The following is a 19775-nucleotide window of genomic DNA, read 5'->3' as shown; positions in this document are numbered from 1 at the left end:
GAAACGGTGGTCGCGCGCGCACGCGCCGCTGCCAAGGAAGGAACGACTATGACCACGAGAGTACTGCTGGCCGACGACTCCCTGCTTGCACGCCAGTTGCTCAAGGACATGCTGCAGGCAGGGGGCGACATACGCGTGGTCGGCGAGGCGTGCGACGGCAGGGAGGCGATGCAACTGACCCAGGCGCTGCACCCGGACCTGGTGATCATGGACCTCCTGATGCCGGTACTGGACGGTCTGGACGCCATCGAGGAGATCATGGCCGTCTGCCCTACCCCGGTGCTGGTCCTCTCCGCGGCGGTCGAGGCAAGCGAGGTGGACCGCGCCTTCATCGCCATCAAGAGGGGGGCGCTGGACGTCATGGAGAAGCCGAGGCTGGACGGCGACGCGACTCTGGAAGGATTCGCGGCGGTACTGCGGGAGAAGGTCCAGTTCCTCTCCGGGATCCGGGTGATCAGACACCCCCGGCGCAAACTGCGCGCCGTAGAGCAGTTCCCCCTTCTCCCCGGCGGTTGCGGGCACAACCTGCTCGCCATCGGTGCCTCAACCGGCGGTCCCAAGGCGGTGATGCGCCTTTTAAAGTCACTCCCGGCGGACTTCCCGGCCGCGGTATTCGTGGTGCAGCACATAGCCCAGGGGTTCGCGGCCGGCTTCGCCAACTGGCTGGACCGGGAATGCGCTCTGCCGGTCCGGCTCGCCCGCGACGGCGCCCCCTTCCGCAGCGGCGAGGCGCTCGTGGCACCCGACGGCAGGCACCTGACCGTGATCGAGGGGATCATCCGGCTCACCGACGCCCCCCCGGTCAACTGCTGCCGCCCCTCCATCGACGTCTTCTTCGACTCTCTGGCCCGGCAGCGCTGCGACCAGGTGGTGGCGGTGCTCTTGACCGGGATGGGACGCGACGGCGCCCAGGGGATGCTGCACATCAAGGAAGCAGGCGGCACCACCATTGTCCAGGACGAACCCTCCTGCGCGGTATTCGGCATGCCCAAGGCCGCTATAACCTTAGACGCGGCGGACCAGGTGGTCCCCCTGGACCTCATTCCCGCCGCCTTGGATAAACTCTTCGTGGCCGAGCGCCACGAAACGGCAACGACCGGTGCCTCCGCGCCGTGAACCACAACCAGATAGGAGACGCGCCTTGAACGAAAAGATCCTCATCATCGACGACAGCGAACTGGTGCTTGCCATGGCCAAGGACGCCCTTGATTCAGCCGGCTACCAGGTGCTCACCGCCACCAACGGCATCGAGGCCAACCGCTTCATCTTCTCCAAGGACCGCCCCGACCTGATCATCATGGACATCATGATGCCCATGCTGGACGGCAACAAGAAGGCCAAGCTGCTCAAGGAGAACGAGGTGAGCCGGGACATCCCGATCCTGCTCCTCTCTTCCAAGAACGAGGCCGAGATGCGCCAACTGGTTGACGAGGCCAAGGCCAACGGCTACATCCTCAAGCCGTTCACGCCGGCGCAGATCACTACGGCGGTGAGCGAGGTGCTGGGCCGATAGAGGAACCTACGCTGTAAAAAAACGAACAGTTCCTTTTTTTACAGCGGTCAAACAAGCCACCGTTTTACCGATGTTTTCCGCGACGGCGCCGGACAGGTGTAAAAAAACGCACACCCGGCGCCGCCCTTCCCCGAAATCACCTACCACACAAGCAGCCGTTTTATAACGATTTTTTCCCGGCATCCTTGGCACGGATATTGGAATACCGTCTGGTGTTTCAATGTCAATGCAATGGGGAGAAAACCATGGACCACCAGTACAGCATCATCAACCAGTGTCTCCAACTGCTCAAGCAAAGCGACCTGCCCACCATCAAGAAACTGCGCGTGGAGATACAGCTGATCCAAATGAAGCGCCTGCTTTTGAACGACCGCTTAACCAACGACATGGTTACGGGGGCGTGCGGGGAGGATGTCTTCGAGGGGCTATTGAACCAGATGCGCAGGATCTGCGGTGAAGGGTCTCAGGGGGATGCGCTAACGGACCTGATGGAGAGAATCGGCGGGATGCTGACCGAGCTGGGCGGGGAGCATGTCCACCACTGAGGCAGGGGCGACCGGCAGCACCACGGTCGCCACGGTCCCCTTGCCGAGCGTGGAGTCGAGCTGTAGCCGGCCACCGTGCTCGGACACGATGAACTGCGAAATGTACAGCCCAAGCCCGCTGCCGCCCAGTTCCAGCTTGGTGGAATAAAAAGGCTCGAACAACCGCTCCTTGGTCTCCGGAGCGATGCCGACCCCGTTATCGCGCACCTCGACCAGCACCTCCCCCGTGGCGACGTCGTGGCGGGTGCTGAGATGAACCTCGCCGCTGCGGCCGGCACAGGACTGCATGGCGTTGAGGATCAGGTTGATGAGCACCTGCTCGATCTGCTGCTGGCTCCCGGCGACGGTAGGGATCGAGGTCCCCAGGGATGTGTGTAGCTGAACGTCCCGTTTCATCTGGCAGGCCAGCACCGACAGGGCCGCCGAGACGGCGCTGTTGATCTCCAGCCGCTGGCGCAACTGTCCCCCTCCCCCCACCCCGTAATCGCGCAGTCCCTGCACTACCTGGGCGATGCGCTCAGAATTCTCGACGATCTTTCCGGCATTTTCCGTGAGCACCAGCCGCGCCTTCTGGTACGGCACCCCACCCAGGTAGAACTCTCCTTCTTCCTGCCATACACCATCCAGAAGGGGCAGAGCATCGGTGAGCATCTTGCCGATCATGTGCCCCGAAAAACGAATCGAGGCGTTGGGGTTGTTTATCTCGTGCGCCATGGAGGAAAGGAGCAGCCCCAGCGAGGTCATCTTGTTGGTCTGGATCAACCGCGCCATGACCCGTTTCTTCTCCTCCTGCACCTCCAGCCGCATGGCGCGCAGTAGTTCATCCTGCAACGCCTGGTTTTCCAGTTCGCGCAGCTCCAGTGAGGCGGCCATGGCGTTGATGGCGTTGGCGGCGCGCCCCAGTTCGTCGTCTCCATCCAGATCCACCCGAGCGGAGAGGGTGCCGTTGCCGATCTTCTCGATGCCGCCCAGGAGCAGGTTGAAGGAGTTGGTGACCCTTTTCAGGATCTGGTAGCACAACAGGGAAACCAGGATCCAGAACAGGGTTCCGATGGCCAGCGAGGCAACCACCAAGGTGACCAGCCGCTCCCGCGCCCCGGTCGTGTCCAGCTTCAGGCGCACCTCGCCGATGACGCGCTGCTCGCTCCCCTGGGGCTGCCCCAAAAGCGCCGACTCCGGCGAAAGGACACCGCTTGGGGAACTGATGGGGACCTGCATGTCGATCACGTCACCGTCGACCGACTGCGACTTTACCTGCTGGGCCAAGAGCCTCCCTTCCCGGTCCACGATCGAGACAGAAAGTACCGAGGGGTAGCGTGCCGTCCCCTCGGCCAGTACGCCCAGCGCGTCGCGGTTCTCCGCGAAGAGCGGCAGGCGCGCGTTCTGGGCCAAGATGGTCGCCAGAAGCTTTCCCTCCCGCTCCATGTTGGAGCGGTAGGCGTTCAACTCGGTCAAAACATAGAAGGTGACGAAGGCGGCGGTCAATAGCGCTATGGTACCGGTGAAGATCAGGTAGAGCCGGAACCGGAAGCTCTTGGTGTAGGGAGGCAGTCGCAGTTTTCTTCTTTTCATGTCAGTGCCCCGCCAGGGGGTTCAGTTTCAACTGGCGCACCACCCCCTCGTTGGTCCTGGTGACCACCTTGCGCGGGGGGGCCCCCGACTCTTCCAGCTGCCCCCCGTCCAGCACGTTCTGGGCCAGTTCGGCCAGCTGTCTGCCTATGTCGTGGCGGTCGATGGTCAGCGCGACCGCTCCCCCCATGGAGAGGTAGACGTCGGCGAAGGTGACCACCGGCACCCGTTCCGCCTGGGAAAAGAGGAAGAAGGCCTCGGTGGAAACCGGGGACACCGCCGTCGTGTCCGGAAGCATCCAGAGCGCGTCCACCTTCCCCTTCAGCGAGGCGAGCATGGCCGGCGTCTCCTTTGGAGCGTGCACCTCGCGCAGCACCAGCTTGACCCGGCTGCGTGCGGCCAGGGTAACGGCGCGCTTGACGTAGGCGCCGCTTCGGGCCGGGTCGTAGAGCACGCCCACCCGTTCGCACCCCAATGCCTCCAAAACCGAGAGGTACTTGCCCGGGTCAAGCAGCATGGTGACCCCGCCCGCGACGCGGTGCGGCTTGGCGTTCAGGGCCATCATGTAAATCACCGGCGTGGCGTGCTGCTTTTGCGCCAGGTCCAGGGCGCGGTCGCCGACCGCGACGATCAGTTTCGGGTGTTCCTCGCGGTTGATTCGGGTCAGGTCAAGTTCGACGTAGTCGGTTAGCACGATGCGCCGCACCGAGCCGCGGTAATCGCGCTTGAAGCCGCGTACCGCCTCGTCGTATCCCTTATCGTGCATGGACTGCAGCAGCAGCACGTCGTAGGCCAGGGCCAGCGTGGGCGCCAGAGTGAAGAACACCAGGAGCAGGAGTCTCAGAAGTGACATCTTACCCCCACCTCAGCCCAGCGCCCGGCGTTCTCGTAGAAGTCGAGGACGTACTGCTTGTTGTCGAAGATGTTCCTTACTGAGCCAAAGAGTTCTATCGAGCCGAACTCGGAGTACTCGAAGGTCTTACTGAGGTGCAGATCCCACAGTATCCCGTTGCTCCTGCCCTGACCGCCTTGCCAGTCGATATAGTTGCCGACCAGCTGCGCCTGTAACCGTGACGGATCCCTGTAATGCACCCCGAGTTTTAGGGTGTGTCTGGGCACCGACTGGAGAACGGTCCCGGCCTCGTTGCTGCGAATATAGGTGTAGCCGGTGGTAAAGGAGGTGTTGTAGACGGGCACCGTGCGCAGCTCGAATTCGGCACCGTGCTTGAGCTGCCGCTTTTTGATCACCGGGGCCTCGTTGGTGAGAACGTCCCAGGTATCGTTCCTGAACAGGGTGGCTTTGAGCCACAGGTAGGGAACGTCCCCCGACTCGAAACCCACCTGAGAGGTCCACACCTTCTCCGTCGAATCAGCACGATTCAAGGAGGTGAGACTGTAGCCACGTGCGGTATAGCCGCGCACAAGGCTGTTCTCGGTCAATGCGTAGGTGATGCCGAAGCTGGGACTGAAGCGGTTGCCGCCGAATCCGGTCCAGTCGAAGCGGGCACTCGGAGTTATGGCGACGTTACCGACAGTGAAGGTGTCGTTCAGGTAGACACCACGCCGGTCGGCGCTCCTGACTTCCTCGCCGGGGAACTGCCCGGAGCGCAGGGCCACCTTGACGTGATCGTAGTCCATCCCTGCCACGATGAGCTGCCAGCCACCCTGCCAGGAGACTTTCAGGCTCCCTCCGGTGCTATCGTCATCCTCCTGGGTGGTTTGCTGCAGGGGCCCCGACGGCAGGCCGATTCTGCCGACCATTTCCGCGTTGCTCTGACGGGTTCTCAGGGAAGCGTCCAAGACAAACCGGTTATCCAGGGGCAACAGCAGGGCAAGCGAGGATATCAGCTCCCGGTTGCGATCGCTGACGTCGACGCTGGGGCTCCCCCCACCGCCGGGGACGCTGAACATGCCGGATGCCCTGGCGGTGTAGAGGGTGGAAAGGGTGAGCGCGCCGCGAACCGGAAGCTCATAGCGCAGCTTGCCGTACAGGCTCTCAAGATCGGACTGGTTGTTGCGCCGCAGCCCGTCGGAGCGCAATTTGCCTCCGGTGAGGTAGTAGCCGAACCGGTCCACCGTACCGGTAACTTCGACCCGCCCGTCAACGGTGTCCCTGGTCCCGTAGGAGGCCGAGACGGTGCCGTCGATGGGGCGGTCTTGCTGCGGCAACTTGGTGATCACGTTGATGACGCCGCCCAGTGAACTCCCCCAGGAGCTGGAAGCGGCGCCCTTGACGATCTCGATCCGGTCTATGATGCGCGCCGGTATCGAGCTCAGGTCGGGGAAATTATCGGAGAGGTTGTTGATGGGGACGTTATCGACCAGGACCAGCACGTGGTCAAAGTCGGAGCCCTGTATTTCGATGTTGGTGCTGGTCCCGGGGGTGCGGTTGGTTTCCAGTTGGATCCCGGTGACAGCATAGAGAATGTCGGGCAGGGTATGGGCGTTGAGGGCCGCGATTTCGTCCCCCGTAACCACGGTAATGTTTTCCGCCGTTTGCGAGGCGGGGCGCGGCGAACGGGTCGCTGAAACGAGTTCGCCCTCCGCGCCGTTGAATAGCTCCAAAGAGGTCAGGTCATCATCACCTCGTGCAGGAGTTACTGTCAGCAGGCAGAGTGTCACAGTCAGCAGCATCGGCAGGACTGCGGTGCACACTGACAAGAATGCCGACCTCTTTCTCACTATGCCCCCTTCATAAAAAAAATCAAATTTATTATTGCGGTCCAATTAAACATGTGTTAACTTAACACAGCCGATTAGAAATGTCCAAACAATTAAAACACACCAAAGGGGGAGATCGCAATGACACAGGAAAATTTGGCAGTTGAGATTCTTGACGAGGGCAACAACATGGCGGTAACTGAGTCGTTTGGGTGCTGCTTCTACATGTACATGTATATCGGTACCCTCTAACACCTGACATGTCTCGCCTTCCTCACTGAGGAAGGCGAGTCGCCCGGTGCCACCGTTCAGACGTCAGTCCTGCCGCAATGACAGCAAAGAAAAGGTAACAGCTCCATGCAACTCTCACGCTACCTGAAGATCTTCCCCTCCCCCGACCGTCCCGATCATTTTATTCTCTATTCCACCCTGCGCGGCTCAGTCGTGGCCGTCTCCGCGGAAACGCTGGCTGCACTGCGTGAGGGTATCGTGCCCCTTGGGGGGGGCGAGGCGCTGCAGCGTCTGGGCATGCTGGTGGAGGATCCCGACGCGGAAAAGGAACAGATGCGCAGCCTCATCGAGCGCGTCAACGGTGAGACGCGCCACTTCAAGGTCTCGGTGGTGCTGAACCTGGACTGCAACCTCGACTGCGGCTACTGCTTCGAAGGGGAATTCCGCTGCGGGCACTACATGTCGGAAGACACTGCGGACCTCTTGGTAGAGACCCTGGTGCGGGACAGGATGGCGCGGGGATGGGATGTCACAGTTTCCTTCTACGGCGGCGAACCGCTGCTGTCGCTGGACCTGATCGTGCGCATCTCCCAGCAACTGGGTGCCGCGGCCCAAAGCCACGGCGTCAGGTACGCCTTCAGCCTGGTCACCAACGGCACCTTACTGACCCGCGACGTCGCGCTGCAGTTGCTCCCCCTCGGGCTGCAGGGCGCCAAGTTCACCCTGGACGGCCCCCCGGAGATTCACGACGCCCAGCGTCCCTACGCCTCCGGGGCTGGAAGTTTCGACGTCATAGCCAGCAACTTGGCCCAGGTTTGCAGCCTCATCTCAATCCAGCTCGGAGGCAACTTCAAGCAAGAAAACTACCGTGAATTCCCCCGCATGCTGGACCAGCTCCCCCTTTACGGCATTACGCCCGACAAGCTCGCCGTGGTCATGTTCACGCCCGTGGTCGCCGCGTCCGGATGTTCGGACTTCAACTCCGGCTGCGCCATGTCCGAGGAACCGTGGCTCATGGAGGCGGCCCCCTACCTGCGCGAAGCCACCTTGGCCCGGGGATACCGTGTCCCTACCCTCAAACCGTCAGCCTGCATCGTGGAACTGGATAACTCGTTGGTGATCGACTGCACCGGGAAGTTCTACAAGTGTCCGGCATTCATGGGGTGGGAAGGGATGAGCGTGGGCAGCCTGACTGAGGGGTTGCAGGACTTCCGCAGTTCCCACGGCATCGGTAACTGACAGATCGATGCCTGCCTGGAGTGCAGCTACCTGCCGCTTTGTTTCGGCGGCTGCCGCATGATGACCAAGCTGGAGAGCAAGGAGCTGACCGAGGTGGACTGCCGCCGCAAATTCTACGACGCCGTCCTGGAACAGACCGTGCTGCAAGATCTCACCTACCTCGCCCGTAGGAAACAGGGTGCCGCACAAGGCGCTCCCACCCAGGCAGCACCGCCCCCCTACTGACGCTCCTGCTTCAGCCTCTTGTTCAGCGTCGGCCTGGTGAGCCCCAACAGTTCCGCCGCCTGGGTCTGGTTGCCGCTGGTCAGTTTCATGGCCTCGGCAATCAGGTACTCCTCCACTTGCACCACGGTCGGAAATTTCCCGAACAGTCCAAATAACGGGTTGCCGCCGCAGTCGACCGGCTGCGCCCCCCGCACCGGCACCGCGGCCACTCCGGGGAAGTCGGCCACCGACAGCGGTGCCCCCTCGTTGCAGGTAACGGCGTGGTGCACCATGTTGTACAGCTCGCGCACGTTGCCCGGGAAACGGCACTGCTGCAGTGCGTCGATCACCGTCTGCGGCACCTTGGGGGCAGGCTTTCCCTGCTGCGCCGCGATCTGCTCCACGAAGTAATCCACCAGCGCCTCCATGTCCTCCAGGCGCTCCCGCAAGGGGGGCACCCGGAACTCGTGGGCGCACAGGCGGAAGTAAAGGTCGTTTCTGAAGCTACCCGCGGTGCGCAGGGCGGAGAAGTCCATGTTAGAGGCAGCCACGATGCGGGCGTCGCTTTTGAGCAGGAGGTCTGAACCGAGCCGGTAGTACTCCCTCTCCTGCAAAAGCCGCAATAGCTTGATCTGGGAGGCGAGGTTCAGGTCACCGATCTCGTCCAGGAACAGGGTCCCGCCGGCGGCGGCGCTGATCAGGCCGTCGCGCTTGCTGTCTGCGCCGGTGAAGGCCCCCTTCTTGTGGCCGAAGAGGGTGTCGGAGAACATGAAGTCGTCGAGCCCCGCGGCGTTAAGCGAGATGAACGGCCCGGGGACGCCGGAAACGTCGTGCACCGCGCGCGCCAGCAACTCCTTGCCCACACCGGTCTCGCCGGTGATCAGGACCGGGAGCCTCGAACTCGCGATGGCTTCGATGTACTGGAAGATGCCGCGCATCTTCTTGGAGGTGGTGATGATCCCGGCGAAGGCGTCCGGGTTGCCCAGGGTGTCCGCCAGCAGGTAGTCCTTGAGCTTTCTGTTTTGCTGCCCCAGTTCGCTTACCTGGAGCGCCTTCTTGACGCTGGCCACCAGGCGGTTGGGGTCGACCGGCTTGGTGAGGAAGTCGAAGGCCCCCTGGCGCATGCAGGTCACCGCCGTCTCCACGTCGCCCATGGCGGTCATCACGATGACAGGTATTTCCGGATGCTCCACGGTCAGGCTCTGCAGGATCTCCGCGCCGGTAACGTTGGGCATGACCCAGTCCAGGATCACCGCGTTCACCTTGTGCTCCCGTACGTAGCGGAGCACCTGCCGACTGTCGGAGATGGTAGCGACCCCGGGTATGTCGCTCGAAGCGAGCAGCAGTGACACCTCGGTGAGGATCCCCGGCTCGTCGTCCACGAGCAGCGTGTGTTGTTGTGTGGTCATTGTGGCTGTCATCGCACCATCCGGAATAGAAGTGTCTACTTAAAGGATTCACATCATAGCCATTCGCGTGCCGATATTCAACTGTTTCTTGGACGGGGTTCAAAAATGCTGAAATGGGAACTGTTGCAATCAGGGCAAGAATCGGCATAATCTATACCCTTGATCCGACACCATGCATTGGAGGCATGTCTTGAACCCGAGAGTTCTCCTTGAGAAGTACTACCACAACAACGAACAGGGGCTGGAGATCGTCTACCGGCACAGCCGCAGGGTCGCCGACAAGGCGCTGGCCATTGCCGAGCGCGCCGGCCGCAGTGATGTGGAGTTAGCCTTCATCGAGGAGGCTGCCCTCTTGCACGACATTGGCGTCGCCCGCACCTATTCCCCCAAACTTAACTGCTTCGGCAAGGCACCCTACATCTGCCACGGCGTCATCGGTCGGCAAATGCTGGACTCCGAGGGACTGCCGCAGCACGCCCTGGTCTGCGAGCGCCACATCGGCGTCGGCCTTACCGCCCGCGACATAATTGACCAGAAGCTGCGCCTGCCGCTGCGCGAGATGACCCCGGTCACTGACTGCGAGCGCATCGTGGCCCTGGCTGACCTGTTCTACTCCAAGAAAGGTGGCGAACTGGACCGGGAGAAGAGCACGGACCAGGTCCGGTCCGACCTGCTGCGCTTCGGGCAGGAGAAGGTGCGCATCTTCGAGAGCTGGCTGCGCGACTTCAGCCTGGACGACGTCTCCCCCGCCCCATCTAATTAGCTCCCCGTCCCTTTCCGGCCAACGAAGTGTGCTATACTGTAAGCGCCCAGCCTCACTAAGCATTTTCAGGCATAGGGCACAGACTCCCCCCCCGACCGATCATGTGCTTGCCACGGTAGGTGTTTTCATGGGTAAACCGCTCCGCGTGCTTATTGTGGAAGACTCCGAGGACGACGCCCTGCTCCTCATCTTCGAGTTGCGCCGCGGCAACTACGCGCCGGTCTCCAGACGGGTCGAGACCGCCGAGGCCATGCGCAAGGCGCTGGAGGAGGAGAACTGGGACCTGGTGGTCTCCGACTACGTGCTCCCCGGCTTCACCGGACTGGAAGCCCTGCAGGTGCTGCGCGAATCCGGTCTGGACATTCCCTTCATCATCGTCTCCGGCAAGATCGGCGAAGACACAGCAGTGGGAGCCATGAAGGAAGGGGCCAACGACTACCTGATCAAGGGGAATACCTCGCGCCTGATCCCGGCCATCGAGCGCGAGATGCAGGAAGCGCAGGTGCGGCGCAAGAAGCGCGAGGCGGAAGCGGCGCTGGTGAGAAGCGAGCGGCGCTACAAGCGGCTCGTGGCCGCAGTCACCGACTACATCTACACGGTCACCATCAGCGAAGGCAACGTGACCCGCACCTCGCACGGGCCGGGCTGCCTCTCGGTCACCGGCTACAGCGACGAGGAATACCAGCAAAACCCCTTCCTGTGGTACCAGATGATCCACGAGGAGGACCGCCCCGCCGTGACCAGCCTGACCGAGGAGTTGCGCGCCGGCAAGGAAATCCCCTCGGTCGAGCACCGAATCCGGCACAAGGACGGCTCGCTGCGCTGGGTCATCAACACGGTGGTGCCGCGTTACAGCGAACAGGGGGATCTGATCGCCTACGACGGCCTGATCTCCGACATCTCGGAGCGCAAGCAGGCCGAGGAATCGCTGCGGGTGCAAAGCGCCGCCCTGGAAGCGGCGGCCAACGCCATCGTCATCACCGACAACAACGGCGTGGTGCTCTCGGTCAACGAAGCCTTCACCAGGATGACCGGCTACTCGCCGGAGGAAGCAGTCGGCCGCGATTTAAGCTTTCTGAAATCCGACCGGCAGGACCCGGGGCTGTACCAGGACCTTTGGGCCACCATCATGGCGGGCAAGATCTGGCACGGCGAGTTGGTGAACCGGCGCAAAAACGGCGAACTCTACCCGGAGGAGCAGACCATCACGCCGGTCCTGGACCAGGACGGCCAGATCAGGCACTTCATCTGCATCAAGCAGGACATCACCGAGCGCAAGCACGCGGAACACGCCCTTTTGCAAAACACCAGCATGCACAAGGAGATGGAGATCGCCAGGCAGATCCAACTGTCGCTGCTTCCCGCCGCCCCGCCGCTTCTGACCGGCATCGACTGCGCCGGGCGCTGCGTCCCCGCCAGCCACATCGGCGGCGACTACTACGACATCCTGCTCCACGGCGAACGGCTCGACCTAGTCATCGCGGACGTCTCAGGACACAGCGTCGGGGCGGCCCTGATCATGGTCGAGACGCGCAGCGTGCTGCGGGCCCAGATGCCGGCCCTGGACGGCCCGGCCCAGGTGGTCGCCGCCCTGAACGAGATCCTGCACGACGACCTCTCCCGCGCCGAACTGTTCATCACCATGTCCTACCTGAGCTACCACAGGACCTCGGGGAGACTGCGCTACAGTAATGCCGGCCATCCTCCGCCCCTGCTCTACCGCCCCGAGGAGGAGCGCTTCTTCGAGTTGGACGCAGAGGGGCTGATCCTTGGGGTACAGCGCCGGGTCGCCTTCGACGAACCGGCCATGCAGGTGGAAAGGGGTGACCTGCTGCTGCTCTACACCGACGGCATCACCGAGACCCAGAGCCCCTCCGGGGAACTCTTCGGAGTGCAGCGACTCAAGGGGGTGCTGGCCCGCGAACACCGCAAGACCTCGGCAGCCATCATCGACGCCGTGCTCGACGCACTACGTGCCTTTACCGGCAATACCACCTTCGACGACGACATCTCGATGCTCCTGCTCAAATTCCTCCCGTGACCCACACCCCCTCCCCGTATTACTTTTCTTGACGGCACGCTCCGAGATGGTGTAAACATACGCCATTCCAAACAAAGGGGTGCACATGGCGAAAAAGATCTTCGTTGCGGCGACCGGACAAAACTGTGGCAAGACGACCATCAGCATTTCGCTCATGCACCAGGCCAGGAAGAAGTACCAGCGGGTCGGCTTCGTAAAGCCGTTCGGCCCCAAGGTGCTGCTCTACGACGATTTCATGGTGGACATGGATGCCCTGCTCATGGCCAAGGCTTTCGGTCTGGAAGAGGACATCGCGCTAATGTCGCCGGTGGCGCTGTACCGGGATTTCACCAAGGATTACCTCACGGGAAAGCTGGACGATCTCTCCCTGTCGGACTGCATCCTCGATGCGCTCCGGGAACTGGAAACGAAATACGACTTCCTGATCATAGAGGGGGCCGGCCATGGCGGCGTAGGGGCGGTCATCGGGTTGTCCAACGCCAAGGTGGCCAAGCTGATCGGCGCGCCGGTCGTGATCGTCAGCGAAAGCGGCATCGGCAAGGTCATCGATGCGGTGCATCTGAACCTGGCCCTGTACGAACGCGAAGGGGCCGACGTGAGAGGGATCATCGTCAACAAGATGCTCCCGAACAAGAAGGACGTCACCACCAAGTACCTTAAAAGGGCCTTTGAACCGCAGGTCAAGGTGATCGCCGGTTTCAACTATTCCCCCATCCTGGCCAACCCGACCCTCAGCCACATATCCAAGCTTTTTGACCTGCCGCTGCAGGGTGACATGAACCAGAAGAGCCGGATCATTCACAACATCCAATTGGGTGCCGCCTCGTCACAGCGCGTAGTCGACGGGTTGCTCGACTCCACATTGATGATCGTGACCAGTTCCCGCGACGAACTGATCGTGACGCTGTCCTCGCTGTACCACATCCCCGCGTACAATGAGAAGATCGCCGGCCTGGTCATTTCCGGCCATGCGCCGGTCTCCGAGGTGACCCAGCAGATCCTGCACGACTCGCACATCCCCTACATCCGGGTGGAGGAAACCACGGCCGAAGTTTTCACCGCGCTTTCCGACGACGTTGCCAAGATCACCTACGAGGACCAGGAGAAATTGAACTGGATCATGGCCAACGCCGAGCGCGACGTGGACTTCGAGGCCATCGACGCACTGTTATAAAAAAAGGGGCCAGGGGCTAGAGGCTGGGGGCTAGTAATCACAAGCCCACGTCCCTAGTCCCCGCCCCTGCCTGTACCAGTCCCCTACGCCCTCACCTTTACGCCTTTCCCTAGCCCATAGTCCCTTCTAGTCGCTGTCTCTAGATCTTGGTTCCCGGTGGCCTCCCCGGCAGCTCCTGCTCCTTCTGGCACTCGACACAGTACGCGGTAAAGGGCATCAGCTTCAGCCGCGGCAAACCAATCGGCTGCCCGCACCCCTCGCATGTGCCGTAGGTCCCTAGTTCCACGCGCTGCTGTGCCTCCTCAAGCGCGGTAAGCTGCTGCCGCCTGATATCGGCCACGGCAAGGCCGGCATCGGACAACACGTCCAGCATGCTCTTCTCACCGGGATCCTGCGGTATGTCGTACTGGGTCGACAGATTTTCGCCGGCCTGGGCAAAGACCTCGTCGCGCAGGTCGGCCCAAAGCCGGCGCTTGTACTCCGCCAGCAGGTTCCTGAATTCAAGCTGATCGCCTTCCAGTTTTTCCTGCATGTCATCCTCCTAGAACCGGGAAGCCTTGCGGGGCCACCGGCGCCCTGCCACATGAGGGGTCATTTTACAGCATCAGGGAACATCCTCGATATCGCACAGCGGACAGAAAAGTTCTCCGCTCTCCTTGTCCCTTTGCAGCGGCGACCCGCAAATGGCACACACCTCCGTCGCATCTTTTACCACCACCGGCCTGTCCTTCAGGATGTCTTCTTCCACGCCTACCCTTCTCATAAGGCCTCCTCTGGTTGTTCGACTGCGACCAAAACAGGCCCAAGTATATCGTAAAAACGAAAAAGGGCTTGAAATACCCTCTTTTTGACAAGGTAAATCAAGCCCGAAATTCTTTGTGTGTCAACCGTGGAACGTGCCAGGGATCAGCAGCCTCCTCCCACAGTAAAACCGGCGGCGATGCAGTTCATAAATTCCATGACCGCGGGATCCTGCCTGCGCTCACTCTTCACGATGACGCTGCGACGGCGCGACTGTTCGAATCCGGCAACGACGTGCGCCAGCAATTGACCGGCCTCCAGTTCGCGGGCGGCGATGCTGCGCGAAAGGAAGGAGACACCGCCACCGGAAAGCACGGTCTCCAGCGCCAGGCGAAGGTCGTCGACCACGACCACCGCCTTGAAATCATCGACGCTGCGGCCACAGCGCGAAAGGTTCAGATCCAGCAGGCGTCGCGAGGTGCACTCAGGTTTACGGGCGATGAGGCAGCAGTGTAACAGCCGCTCCAGCTCCACCTCGCCCGCGGGGATTGCCAGGGAGGGTGCGCTGACGAAGACCAGTTGGTCACTCGGAAGTTCCACGACGTCGAAGCCGGGGACGTCTATCGCCTCGCAATGCTCGATCACCGCCAGGTCGAATTCGTTTTCCTGGAGCTCCTTTACGGCGCGATCCAGCGAGTGGAACATGAAACGGAGATCGACGTTGTCGGCCTTGCGGGACATGAATTTTTCCATCACCTGCGGCAGGAAGCCCACGCCGAAGGTCGGCGTGCAGCAGATAGCGAGACGCGTCTTCTCTCCACGGAGTTTCAGGTCGTTGGCGAGCTGCGCCTCCAGGAGCAGGATCTGCCCGGCCCGTTGCACCACGAGCCGGCCGGCCTCGGTCAACAACAACAGCTTCCCGGAGCGGTCCACCAACTGGCAGCCGTAATGGTCCTCCAAGTACTTGATGCGCTGCGATACCGCCGACTGGGTGATCGAGAGATCGGTCGCAGCCTTGGAAAAGCTTCCCACCTGGCCTAACACCACCAGCGTTTTCAGATACTCTGTCTGCATTCAATTCGACCTATATATAATAATTCTGATTCAAGCATACCCTTATAACACGCGGCATACGGGCAAGGCAAGGCCCCTTTCCAGGAAAAGCACAACAGGGGAAGCAACTGTCTAAATTATCGACGCAATTGTCACACAACTTGAGGGTAAATATATTGAGGGCACAAAAAAGCCGGATGGGGGGAATCATCCGGCTCGGGACGTAGCTGGCGGGCAGGAGTCAGGTCTCCCGGTACTCGATCTCTTCGCCAAGGTAGTTGCGCACCAAAAGGCGGCTGCCGTCGGGACTGAAGCGAGCCGAGGCGACCTCGACCTTCCCCTTGCCACCCGGGAGGTCGATGACGTAGTGCGGCACGGCAAGGCCGGAGGTGTGGCCGCGCAGTGCCGCCACCACGGTGATACCGTCCGCGACCCGGGTCCGGAAGTGAGCGGTTCCTTGGACCAGGTCCATCTGGTGGATGTAGTACGGGCGCACCCGGATGGCCAACAGGCGCTGCATCAGCTCGCGCATCACCTGCGGATCGTCGTTGACCCCCTTCAGGAGCACGCTCTGGTTGCCGAGCTGGATGCCGGCGTCGGCCAGTCGGGCGCAGGCCCGGGCCGACTCTTCCGTGATCTCACTCGGGTGGTTGAAGTGGGTATTGACGTAGAGCGGCTGGTGGCGCTTCAGCATGCGCGCGAGCTTCGCGGTCACCCGCTCCGGCAGGGTCACCGGCACGCGGGTGCCGATCCTGATGATTTCGACGTGGGGGATGCGGCGCAGCGCGGCGAGGATCTGGTCCAGGCGGTCGTCGGAAAGGAGCAGCGGGTCGCCACCGGAAAGGATGACGTCCCGGATCTGCGGTTGGGAGGCGATGTAGGCCACGGCCTCGTCCACTGGCGCCGGACTCATCCCCTGGCACCCTACCCCCCGCTTCCTCATGCAGAAGCGGCAGTAGACGGCACACGCGGTGGAGACCAGGAACACCACCCGGTCCGGGTAGCGGTGGATCAGGCCCGGTACCGGAGAAAGGCGCTCCTCGTCCAGCGGGTCCGGGGACTGGGTCAGGTCGAGCAGTTCGGCCGGGTCCGGGACGCACTGGCGCCAGATCGGGTCACCCGGCTCGCGAATCAAGCCGAGGTAGTACGGGGTGATGCGCATCGGGTAGCGCCGTACCACCTGGGCGAGATCATCCCCTTGCGCATGAAAAAGCCCGGCAAGCTCCTCCGGGCTGGTGATGCATTTCTTGAGGCTGTGTTCCCAGGCTTCCATTAGACTTCGAGGGCTCCGATCAGGGAACGAACGCTGTCGATGCCGTTGTCGACCAGATACTGCTCCATCTCCTGGGCGATGCGCTGGGCAGCGGAGGGATCGAGGAAGCTGGCGGTGCCCACCTGGACGGCAGTGGCGCCGGCCAGCATGAACTCCAGGGCGTCACGGCCGTTCATGATGCCGCCGATGCCGATCAGCGGCAGCTTGACCGCTTTGGCCACCTGCCAGACCATCCGGAGCGCGACCGGCTTGATGGCCGGGCCGGAGAGGCCGCCAGTGACGTTGGCTAGCACCGGACGGCGACGCTCCAGGTCGATGGCCATCCCGGTCAGCGTGTTGATAAGCGAGAGCGCGTCGGCGCCGGCGTCGGCACAGGCCTTGGCCATGAGTACCACGTCGGTCACGTTGGGGGAGAGCTTCACGATGAGCGGCTTTGAGGTATTGCGCTTCACCAGGGAGACTACCTCCTTGGCTGCGCCCGGGTCGGTGCCGAACACGATCCCCCCCTGCTTCACGTTGGGGCAGGAAATGTTGACCTCGATGCCGGCCACGCCGGCCAAGCCGTCCAGGCGGCTGGCGACTTCGCCGTACTCCTCCAGTGTGTTGCCGTAGAGGTTCGCGATCACCGGGGTGTTCACGTCCTTCAGGTAGGGGAGCTTCTGCTCGATGAAGGTGTCGATGCCCACGTTCTGCAGGCCGATGGCGTTGAGCATCCCGCCCGGCGTCTCCACGATGCGCGGGGTAGGGTTGCCGGCCTTGGGTTTCAGGGAGAGCCCCTTGGTTACCATGGCGCCAATACTTTCCAGGTCGAGGTAGTCGGCGAACTCGGCGCCGTAGCCGAAGGTGCCGGAGGCGGTCATCACGGGGTTGCGCATCGTGATCCCGGCGAGGACCACGGACATGTCAGGTCGTTGCATTGCTAACTCCATTGCAGTTCAAAGCTGTCGAAAACGGGACCGTCCTTGCAGACGCAGCGGTAGTCCGGGGTCTCGTCGCTGTGGTTGGCCCCCTTCATGACGCAGCCCAGGCAGGCACCCACGCCGCAGGCCATGTATGCCTCCATGGAAACCTGGCAGGGAACACCGTGCTTCTCGGACATCTTGGCCACCGCGTTCAGCATCGGCGTCGGTCCGCAGGCGAAGATGCGCATGCCGGAGGCAAGGTGGCGCTCCAGCACCTGGGTCACGAAACCGCGCTCGCCCAGGGTGCCGTCGTCGGTCGCCACGTAGGTCTCCACGCCAAGCCTCTCGAACTCGGTGATGCACAGGACGTCGTCGCGGTTGCGCCCCCCGGCGAACAGGCGCACCTTCTCGCCACGCTCCTTGAGTTGCTTGGCGAGGTAGTACAGCGGGGCGAGTCCCACACCGCCCCCTACCAGCACCTTCTCCTCGCCGGCGGGCCCCATCTGGAACCCCTTGCCCAGCGGGACCAGGAGGTCGACCAGGTCGCCGTGGTGCAGCGTTGAGAGGAGCTTGGTCCCCTTGCCCACCACCTTGTACAGAATCTCGCAGTAGACCTGCGCGCCGCAACCGGCGTACTCGGGAACGAAGCTGCCCACGTCGAAGAGGCCGAAGGGACGCCTAAGCAGCGGATCGATGGCGTCGTTCACCTTCAGCATGACGAACTGGCCGGGTACCGAGGAGGAAAGTTCCTGGGGAGCCGTCATCCGCATCCTGAAGTAATTGGGCGACACCTCGACGTTGGAGATAACCATGGATTTAAACTGCATCGCATTCCTCTACTTGAGCTATGGATAGGTCCATCAGAATGGCATCGTCGCCATTTTCGTAGTAGTTCTTGCGGCGCCCCACCTCGGCAAAGCCCAGGCGCCGGTACAGAGAGATCGCCTCGTGGTTGCCCACCCGGACTTCCAGGCAAAGCAGGCGCAACGTGTGGTCCCGGCAAAAGGCGATGGCCCAGTCGACCAGCGCGCGGCCGATGCCGCCCCCACGACAAGCGGGGTCGACGGCGACGTCGAGGATCTCCGCCTCGTCCAGCACCTGTTTCAGGCAGAGGTATCCGGCGACCGTTCCTGAACCGGTCACGGCCACCATCGGGTGGCTGTCGGGATGCTCGATCTCGTCCAGAAAATGACGCCGGGTCCAGGGGCGGGGAAACGATGCCGCCTCGATCCGAAGGACACTGTCTAAGTCCCCGTCACACATGGCACGCAGTGTTATTTTCATCCCCGAGGCTGGCACAGCAAGGCATATTAAGCAAAGGACCTGTCGAAGTAAACAACTTTTTCACTTTGACTTTTACGGGGGAATGGGATAGATTTCGTCTTTACTTTATCGGAGGTTTCACCTTGAAAGAGAAGAAAATCACATATAAAGACGCCGGGGTAGACATAGACGCCGGCAATACTTTCGTCAAGATGATCAAGCCGTTGGTTAAGGCCACTTCCCGCCCGGAAGTCCTCGCCGACATCGGTGGTTTTGGCGGCCTCTTCTCGCTCAACACCGGCAAGTACAAACACCCCGTGCTGGTCTCCGGCACCGACGGCGTCGGCACCAAGTTGAAACTTGCCTTCCTGGCCGACCGCCATGACACCATCGGCATCGACCTGGTGGCGATGTGCGTCAACGACATCATCGTCCAGGGTGCCGAGCCCCTCTTCTTCCTGGATTACCTGGCGACCGCCAAACTCGACCCCGCGAAAGGCGCCTCGATCATCAAGGGTGTTTCCGAGGGCTGCGTTCAGGCCGGCTGCGCCCTGATCGGCGGTGAGACCGCCGAGATGCCCGGCTTCTACACCGGCGACGAGTACGACATGGCCGGCTTCGCAGTCGGTGTGGTCGAGCGCGAGAAGATCATCGACGGCTCCTCCATCACCGTGGGCAACAAGCTGATCGGCCTCACCTCCTCCGGCCTGCATTCCAACGGCTACTCGCTGGCCCGCAAGGTCATCCTGGAGCACATGGGGCTGAACATCAACGACGAACTCCCGGGCCTGGGCAAGACCGTTGCCGAGGAACTGCTCACCCCGACCCGTATCTACGTCCGCTCCGTATTGAACCTGCTCAGGGATTTCAACATCAGCGGCCTCGCCCACATCACCGGCGGCGGTCTGCTGGAGAACGTCCCCCGCGTGCTCCCCAACGGCTGCAAGGCCGTCATCAAGAAGGACACCTGGGAAATGCCGGAGATCTTCAAGATCATCCAGAAAGGCGGCAACATCGAGGAAAACGAGATGTACCGCACCTTCAACTGCGGCATCGGCATGGTGCTCGTGGTGCCGGAGCAGGAAGCAGACGACATCATGATCAGGCTCACCGGCCTGAACGAAAACGCCTTCATCATTGGCGACGTGGTCAAGTGCGAAGCCGGCAAGGAGTGCGTGGAGCTGGTCTAGTCCG

The 19775-nt window shown here is 62.0% G+C and carries 20 protein-coding genes; 9 read left to right on the top strand and 11 right to left on the bottom strand.

The features are described 5' to 3' along the window. The first annotated feature begins 48 nt into the window (after positions 1-48). The 3 genes from cheB (at position 49) to K7R21_RS04445 (ending at position 2058) form a co-directional block, all read left to right on the top strand. Positions 49-1116: a chemotaxis-specific protein-glutamate methyltransferase CheB gene (cheB, locus tag K7R21_RS04455; protein WP_224982080.1), complete on the top strand. Its 1068-nt coding sequence runs from the start codon at positions 49-51 to the stop codon at positions 1114-1116. Positions 1117-1141: 25 nt separating this feature from the next. Further along, on the top strand, positions 1142-1513 hold the full coding sequence (locus K7R21_RS04450) for a response regulator (protein WP_224982079.1): 372 nt from the start codon (positions 1142-1144) through the stop codon (positions 1511-1513). A 245-nt stretch (positions 1514-1758) separates the two neighbouring features. Then, complete coding sequence (locus tag K7R21_RS04445; protein WP_224982078.1) at positions 1759-2058, top strand: hypothetical protein; 300 nt, start codon at positions 1759-1761, stop codon at positions 2056-2058. Here K7R21_RS04445 and K7R21_RS04440 read toward each other — a convergent pair. Genes K7R21_RS04440 through K7R21_RS04430 form a run of 3 tightly spaced genes read right to left on the bottom strand, consistent with a single transcriptional unit; the run spans position 1990 to position 6282 of the window. Then, positions 1990-3630: a sensor histidine kinase gene (locus tag K7R21_RS04440; RefSeq protein WP_224982077.1), complete on the bottom strand. Its 1641-nt coding sequence runs from the start codon at positions 3628-3630 to the stop codon at positions 1990-1992. The two genes, K7R21_RS04445 and K7R21_RS04440, sit on opposite strands and share 69 nt — an antisense overlap. Position 3631: 1 nt before the next feature. Beyond that, entirely contained in the window at positions 3632-4480 is an 849-nt protein-coding gene (locus tag K7R21_RS04435) for an ABC transporter substrate-binding protein (RefSeq protein WP_224982076.1), read from the bottom strand. After that, a complete protein-coding gene (locus K7R21_RS04430; RefSeq protein WP_224983411.1) occupies positions 4468-6282 on the bottom strand; it encodes a TonB-dependent receptor plug domain-containing protein in 1815 nt (604 codons plus the stop codon). The genes K7R21_RS04435 and K7R21_RS04430 overlap by 13 nt, the downstream gene beginning before the upstream one ends. A 363-nt stretch (positions 6283-6645) precedes the next feature. Here K7R21_RS04430 and gptM point away from each other — a divergent pair, with 363 nt between their 5' ends. Together gptM and K7R21_RS04420 are read left to right on the top strand one after the other, a co-directional pair. Continuing rightward, a complete protein-coding gene (gene gptM, locus K7R21_RS04425) occupies positions 6646-7758 on the top strand; it encodes a geopeptide radical SAM maturase (protein WP_224982075.1) in 1113 nt (370 codons plus the stop codon). A gap of 57 nt (positions 7759-7815) precedes the next feature. Next, entirely contained in the window at positions 7816-7983 is a 168-nt protein-coding gene (locus K7R21_RS04420) for a hypothetical protein (protein WP_224982074.1), read from the top strand. On the opposite strand, the gene K7R21_RS04415 is transcribed toward K7R21_RS04420, so the two are convergent. After that, on the bottom strand, positions 7977-9383 hold the full coding sequence (locus tag K7R21_RS04415) for a sigma-54-dependent transcriptional regulator (RefSeq protein ID WP_224982073.1): 1407 nt from the start codon (positions 9381-9383) through the stop codon (positions 7977-7979). The two genes, K7R21_RS04420 and K7R21_RS04415, sit on opposite strands and share 7 nt — an antisense overlap. 178 nt (positions 9384-9561) lie before the next feature. Here K7R21_RS04415 and K7R21_RS04410 point away from each other — a divergent pair, with 178 nt between their 5' ends. The 3 genes from K7R21_RS04410 to K7R21_RS04400 all read left to right on the top strand — a co-directional run bounded on the left by K7R21_RS04410 (position 9562) and on the right by K7R21_RS04400 (position 13349). Next, positions 9562-10134, top strand: a complete 573-nt coding sequence (locus K7R21_RS04410; protein WP_224982072.1) for an HD domain-containing protein — start codon at positions 9562-9564, stop codon at positions 10132-10134. Positions 10135-10261: 127 nt separating this feature from the next. After that, on the top strand, positions 10262-12175 hold the full coding sequence (locus K7R21_RS04405) for a SpoIIE family protein phosphatase (protein ID WP_224982071.1): 1914 nt from the start codon (positions 10262-10264) through the stop codon (positions 12173-12175). 85 nt (positions 12176-12260) lie between these two features. Then, entirely contained in the window at positions 12261-13349 is a 1089-nt protein-coding gene (locus tag K7R21_RS04400; RefSeq protein WP_224982070.1) for an AAA family ATPase, read from the top strand. A 139-nt stretch (positions 13350-13488) separates the two neighbouring features. Here K7R21_RS04400 and K7R21_RS04395 read toward each other — a convergent pair whose 3' ends face one another. The 7 genes from K7R21_RS04395 to rimI form a co-directional block, all read right to left on the bottom strand. Continuing rightward, positions 13489-13881, bottom strand: coding sequence for a TraR/DksA family transcriptional regulator (locus K7R21_RS04395; RefSeq protein WP_224982069.1), 393 nt, complete (start codon positions 13879-13881; stop codon positions 13489-13491). Between the two features lie 72 nt (positions 13882-13953). After that, positions 13954-14112, bottom strand: a complete 159-nt coding sequence (locus K7R21_RS04390; protein ID WP_224982068.1) for an Sjogren's syndrome/scleroderma autoantigen 1 family protein — start codon at positions 14110-14112, stop codon at positions 13954-13956. A 143-nt stretch (positions 14113-14255) separates the two neighbouring features. Further along, positions 14256-15164, bottom strand: a complete 909-nt coding sequence (locus tag K7R21_RS04385) for a LysR family transcriptional regulator (protein WP_224982067.1) — start codon at positions 15162-15164, stop codon at positions 14256-14258. A 220-nt stretch (positions 15165-15384) separates the two neighbouring features. Beyond that, a complete protein-coding gene (locus K7R21_RS04380; protein WP_224982066.1) occupies positions 15385-16416 on the bottom strand; it encodes a KamA family radical SAM protein in 1032 nt (343 codons plus the stop codon). Next, positions 16416-17333 (bottom strand): dihydroorotate dehydrogenase, encoded by a 918-nt coding sequence (locus K7R21_RS04375; protein WP_224982065.1) that lies wholly within the window; start codon positions 17331-17333, stop codon positions 16416-16418. Before K7R21_RS04375 ends, K7R21_RS04380 begins: the two co-directional genes overlap by 1 nt. A 2-nt stretch (positions 17334-17335) precedes the next feature. Beyond that, positions 17336-18145 carry a dihydroorotate dehydrogenase electron transfer subunit gene (locus K7R21_RS04370; protein WP_224982064.1) on the bottom strand — a complete coding sequence of 270 codons (810 nt, stop codon included), beginning with the start codon at positions 18143-18145 and terminating at the stop codon, positions 17336-17338. After that, entirely contained in the window at positions 18135-18602 is a 468-nt protein-coding gene (gene rimI / locus K7R21_RS04365) for a ribosomal protein S18-alanine N-acetyltransferase (protein WP_224982063.1), read from the bottom strand. Before rimI ends, K7R21_RS04370 begins: the two co-directional genes overlap by 11 nt. 122 nt (positions 18603-18724) lie before the next feature. Between rimI and purM the strand changes: the two genes are divergently transcribed. Next, complete coding sequence (gene purM, locus K7R21_RS04360; RefSeq protein ID WP_224982062.1) at positions 18725-19771, top strand: phosphoribosylformylglycinamidine cyclo-ligase; 1047 nt, start codon at positions 18725-18727, stop codon at positions 19769-19771. The last annotated feature ends 4 nt before the right edge of the window (positions 19772-19775 follow it).

The sequence above is a fragment of the Geomonas agri genome, from assembly GCF_020179605.1.
Lineage (GTDB): Bacteria > Desulfobacterota > Desulfuromonadia > Geobacterales > Geobacteraceae > Geomonas > Geomonas agri.
This window is presented reverse-complemented; position numbering and strand designations above follow the sequence as displayed.

Excerpts from the sequence above, each read along its gene's own strand:
- cheB (WP_224982080.1), top strand. The coding sequence starts at position 49 with ATGACCACGAGAGTACTGCTGGCCGACGACTCCCTGCTTGCACGCCAG.
- K7R21_RS04445 (WP_224982078.1), top strand. The coding sequence starts at position 1,759 with ATGGACCACCAGTACAGCATCATCAACCAGTGTCTCCAACTGCTCAAG.
- K7R21_RS04440 (WP_224982077.1), bottom strand. The coding sequence starts at position 3,630 with ATGAAAAGAAGAAAACTGCGACTGCCTCCCTACACCAAGAGCTTCCGG.
- K7R21_RS04435 (WP_224982076.1), bottom strand. The coding sequence starts at position 4,480 with ATGTCACTTCTGAGACTCCTGCTCCTGGTGTTCTTCACTCTGGCGCCC.
- gptM (WP_224982075.1), top strand. The coding sequence starts at position 6,646 with ATGCAACTCTCACGCTACCTGAAGATCTTCCCCTCCCCCGACCGTCCC.
- K7R21_RS04420 (WP_224982074.1), top strand. The coding sequence starts at position 7,816 with ATGATGACCAAGCTGGAGAGCAAGGAGCTGACCGAGGTGGACTGCCGC.
- K7R21_RS04415 (WP_224982073.1), bottom strand. The coding sequence starts at position 9,383 with ATGACAGCCACAATGACCACACAACAACACACGCTGCTCGTGGACGAC.
- K7R21_RS04405 (WP_224982071.1), top strand. The coding sequence starts at position 10,262 with ATGGGTAAACCGCTCCGCGTGCTTATTGTGGAAGACTCCGAGGACGAC.
- K7R21_RS04400 (WP_224982070.1), top strand. The coding sequence starts at position 12,261 with ATGGCGAAAAAGATCTTCGTTGCGGCGACCGGACAAAACTGTGGCAAG.
- K7R21_RS04395 (WP_224982069.1), bottom strand. The coding sequence starts at position 13,881 with ATGCAGGAAAAACTGGAAGGCGATCAGCTTGAATTCAGGAACCTGCTG.
- K7R21_RS04390 (WP_224982068.1), bottom strand. The coding sequence starts at position 14,112 with ATGAGAAGGGTAGGCGTGGAAGAAGACATCCTGAAGGACAGGCCGGTG.
- K7R21_RS04385 (WP_224982067.1), bottom strand. The coding sequence starts at position 15,164 with ATGCAGACAGAGTATCTGAAAACGCTGGTGGTGTTAGGCCAGGTGGGA.
- K7R21_RS04380 (WP_224982066.1), bottom strand. The coding sequence starts at position 16,416 with ATGGAAGCCTGGGAACACAGCCTCAAGAAATGCATCACCAGCCCGGAG.
- K7R21_RS04375 (WP_224982065.1), bottom strand. The coding sequence starts at position 17,333 with ATGCAACGACCTGACATGTCCGTGGTCCTCGCCGGGATCACGATGCGC.
- K7R21_RS04370 (WP_224982064.1), bottom strand. The coding sequence starts at position 18,145 with ATGCAGTTTAAATCCATGGTTATCTCCAACGTCGAGGTGTCGCCCAAT.
- rimI (WP_224982063.1), bottom strand. The coding sequence starts at position 18,602 with ATGAAAATAACACTGCGTGCCATGTGTGACGGGGACTTAGACAGTGTC.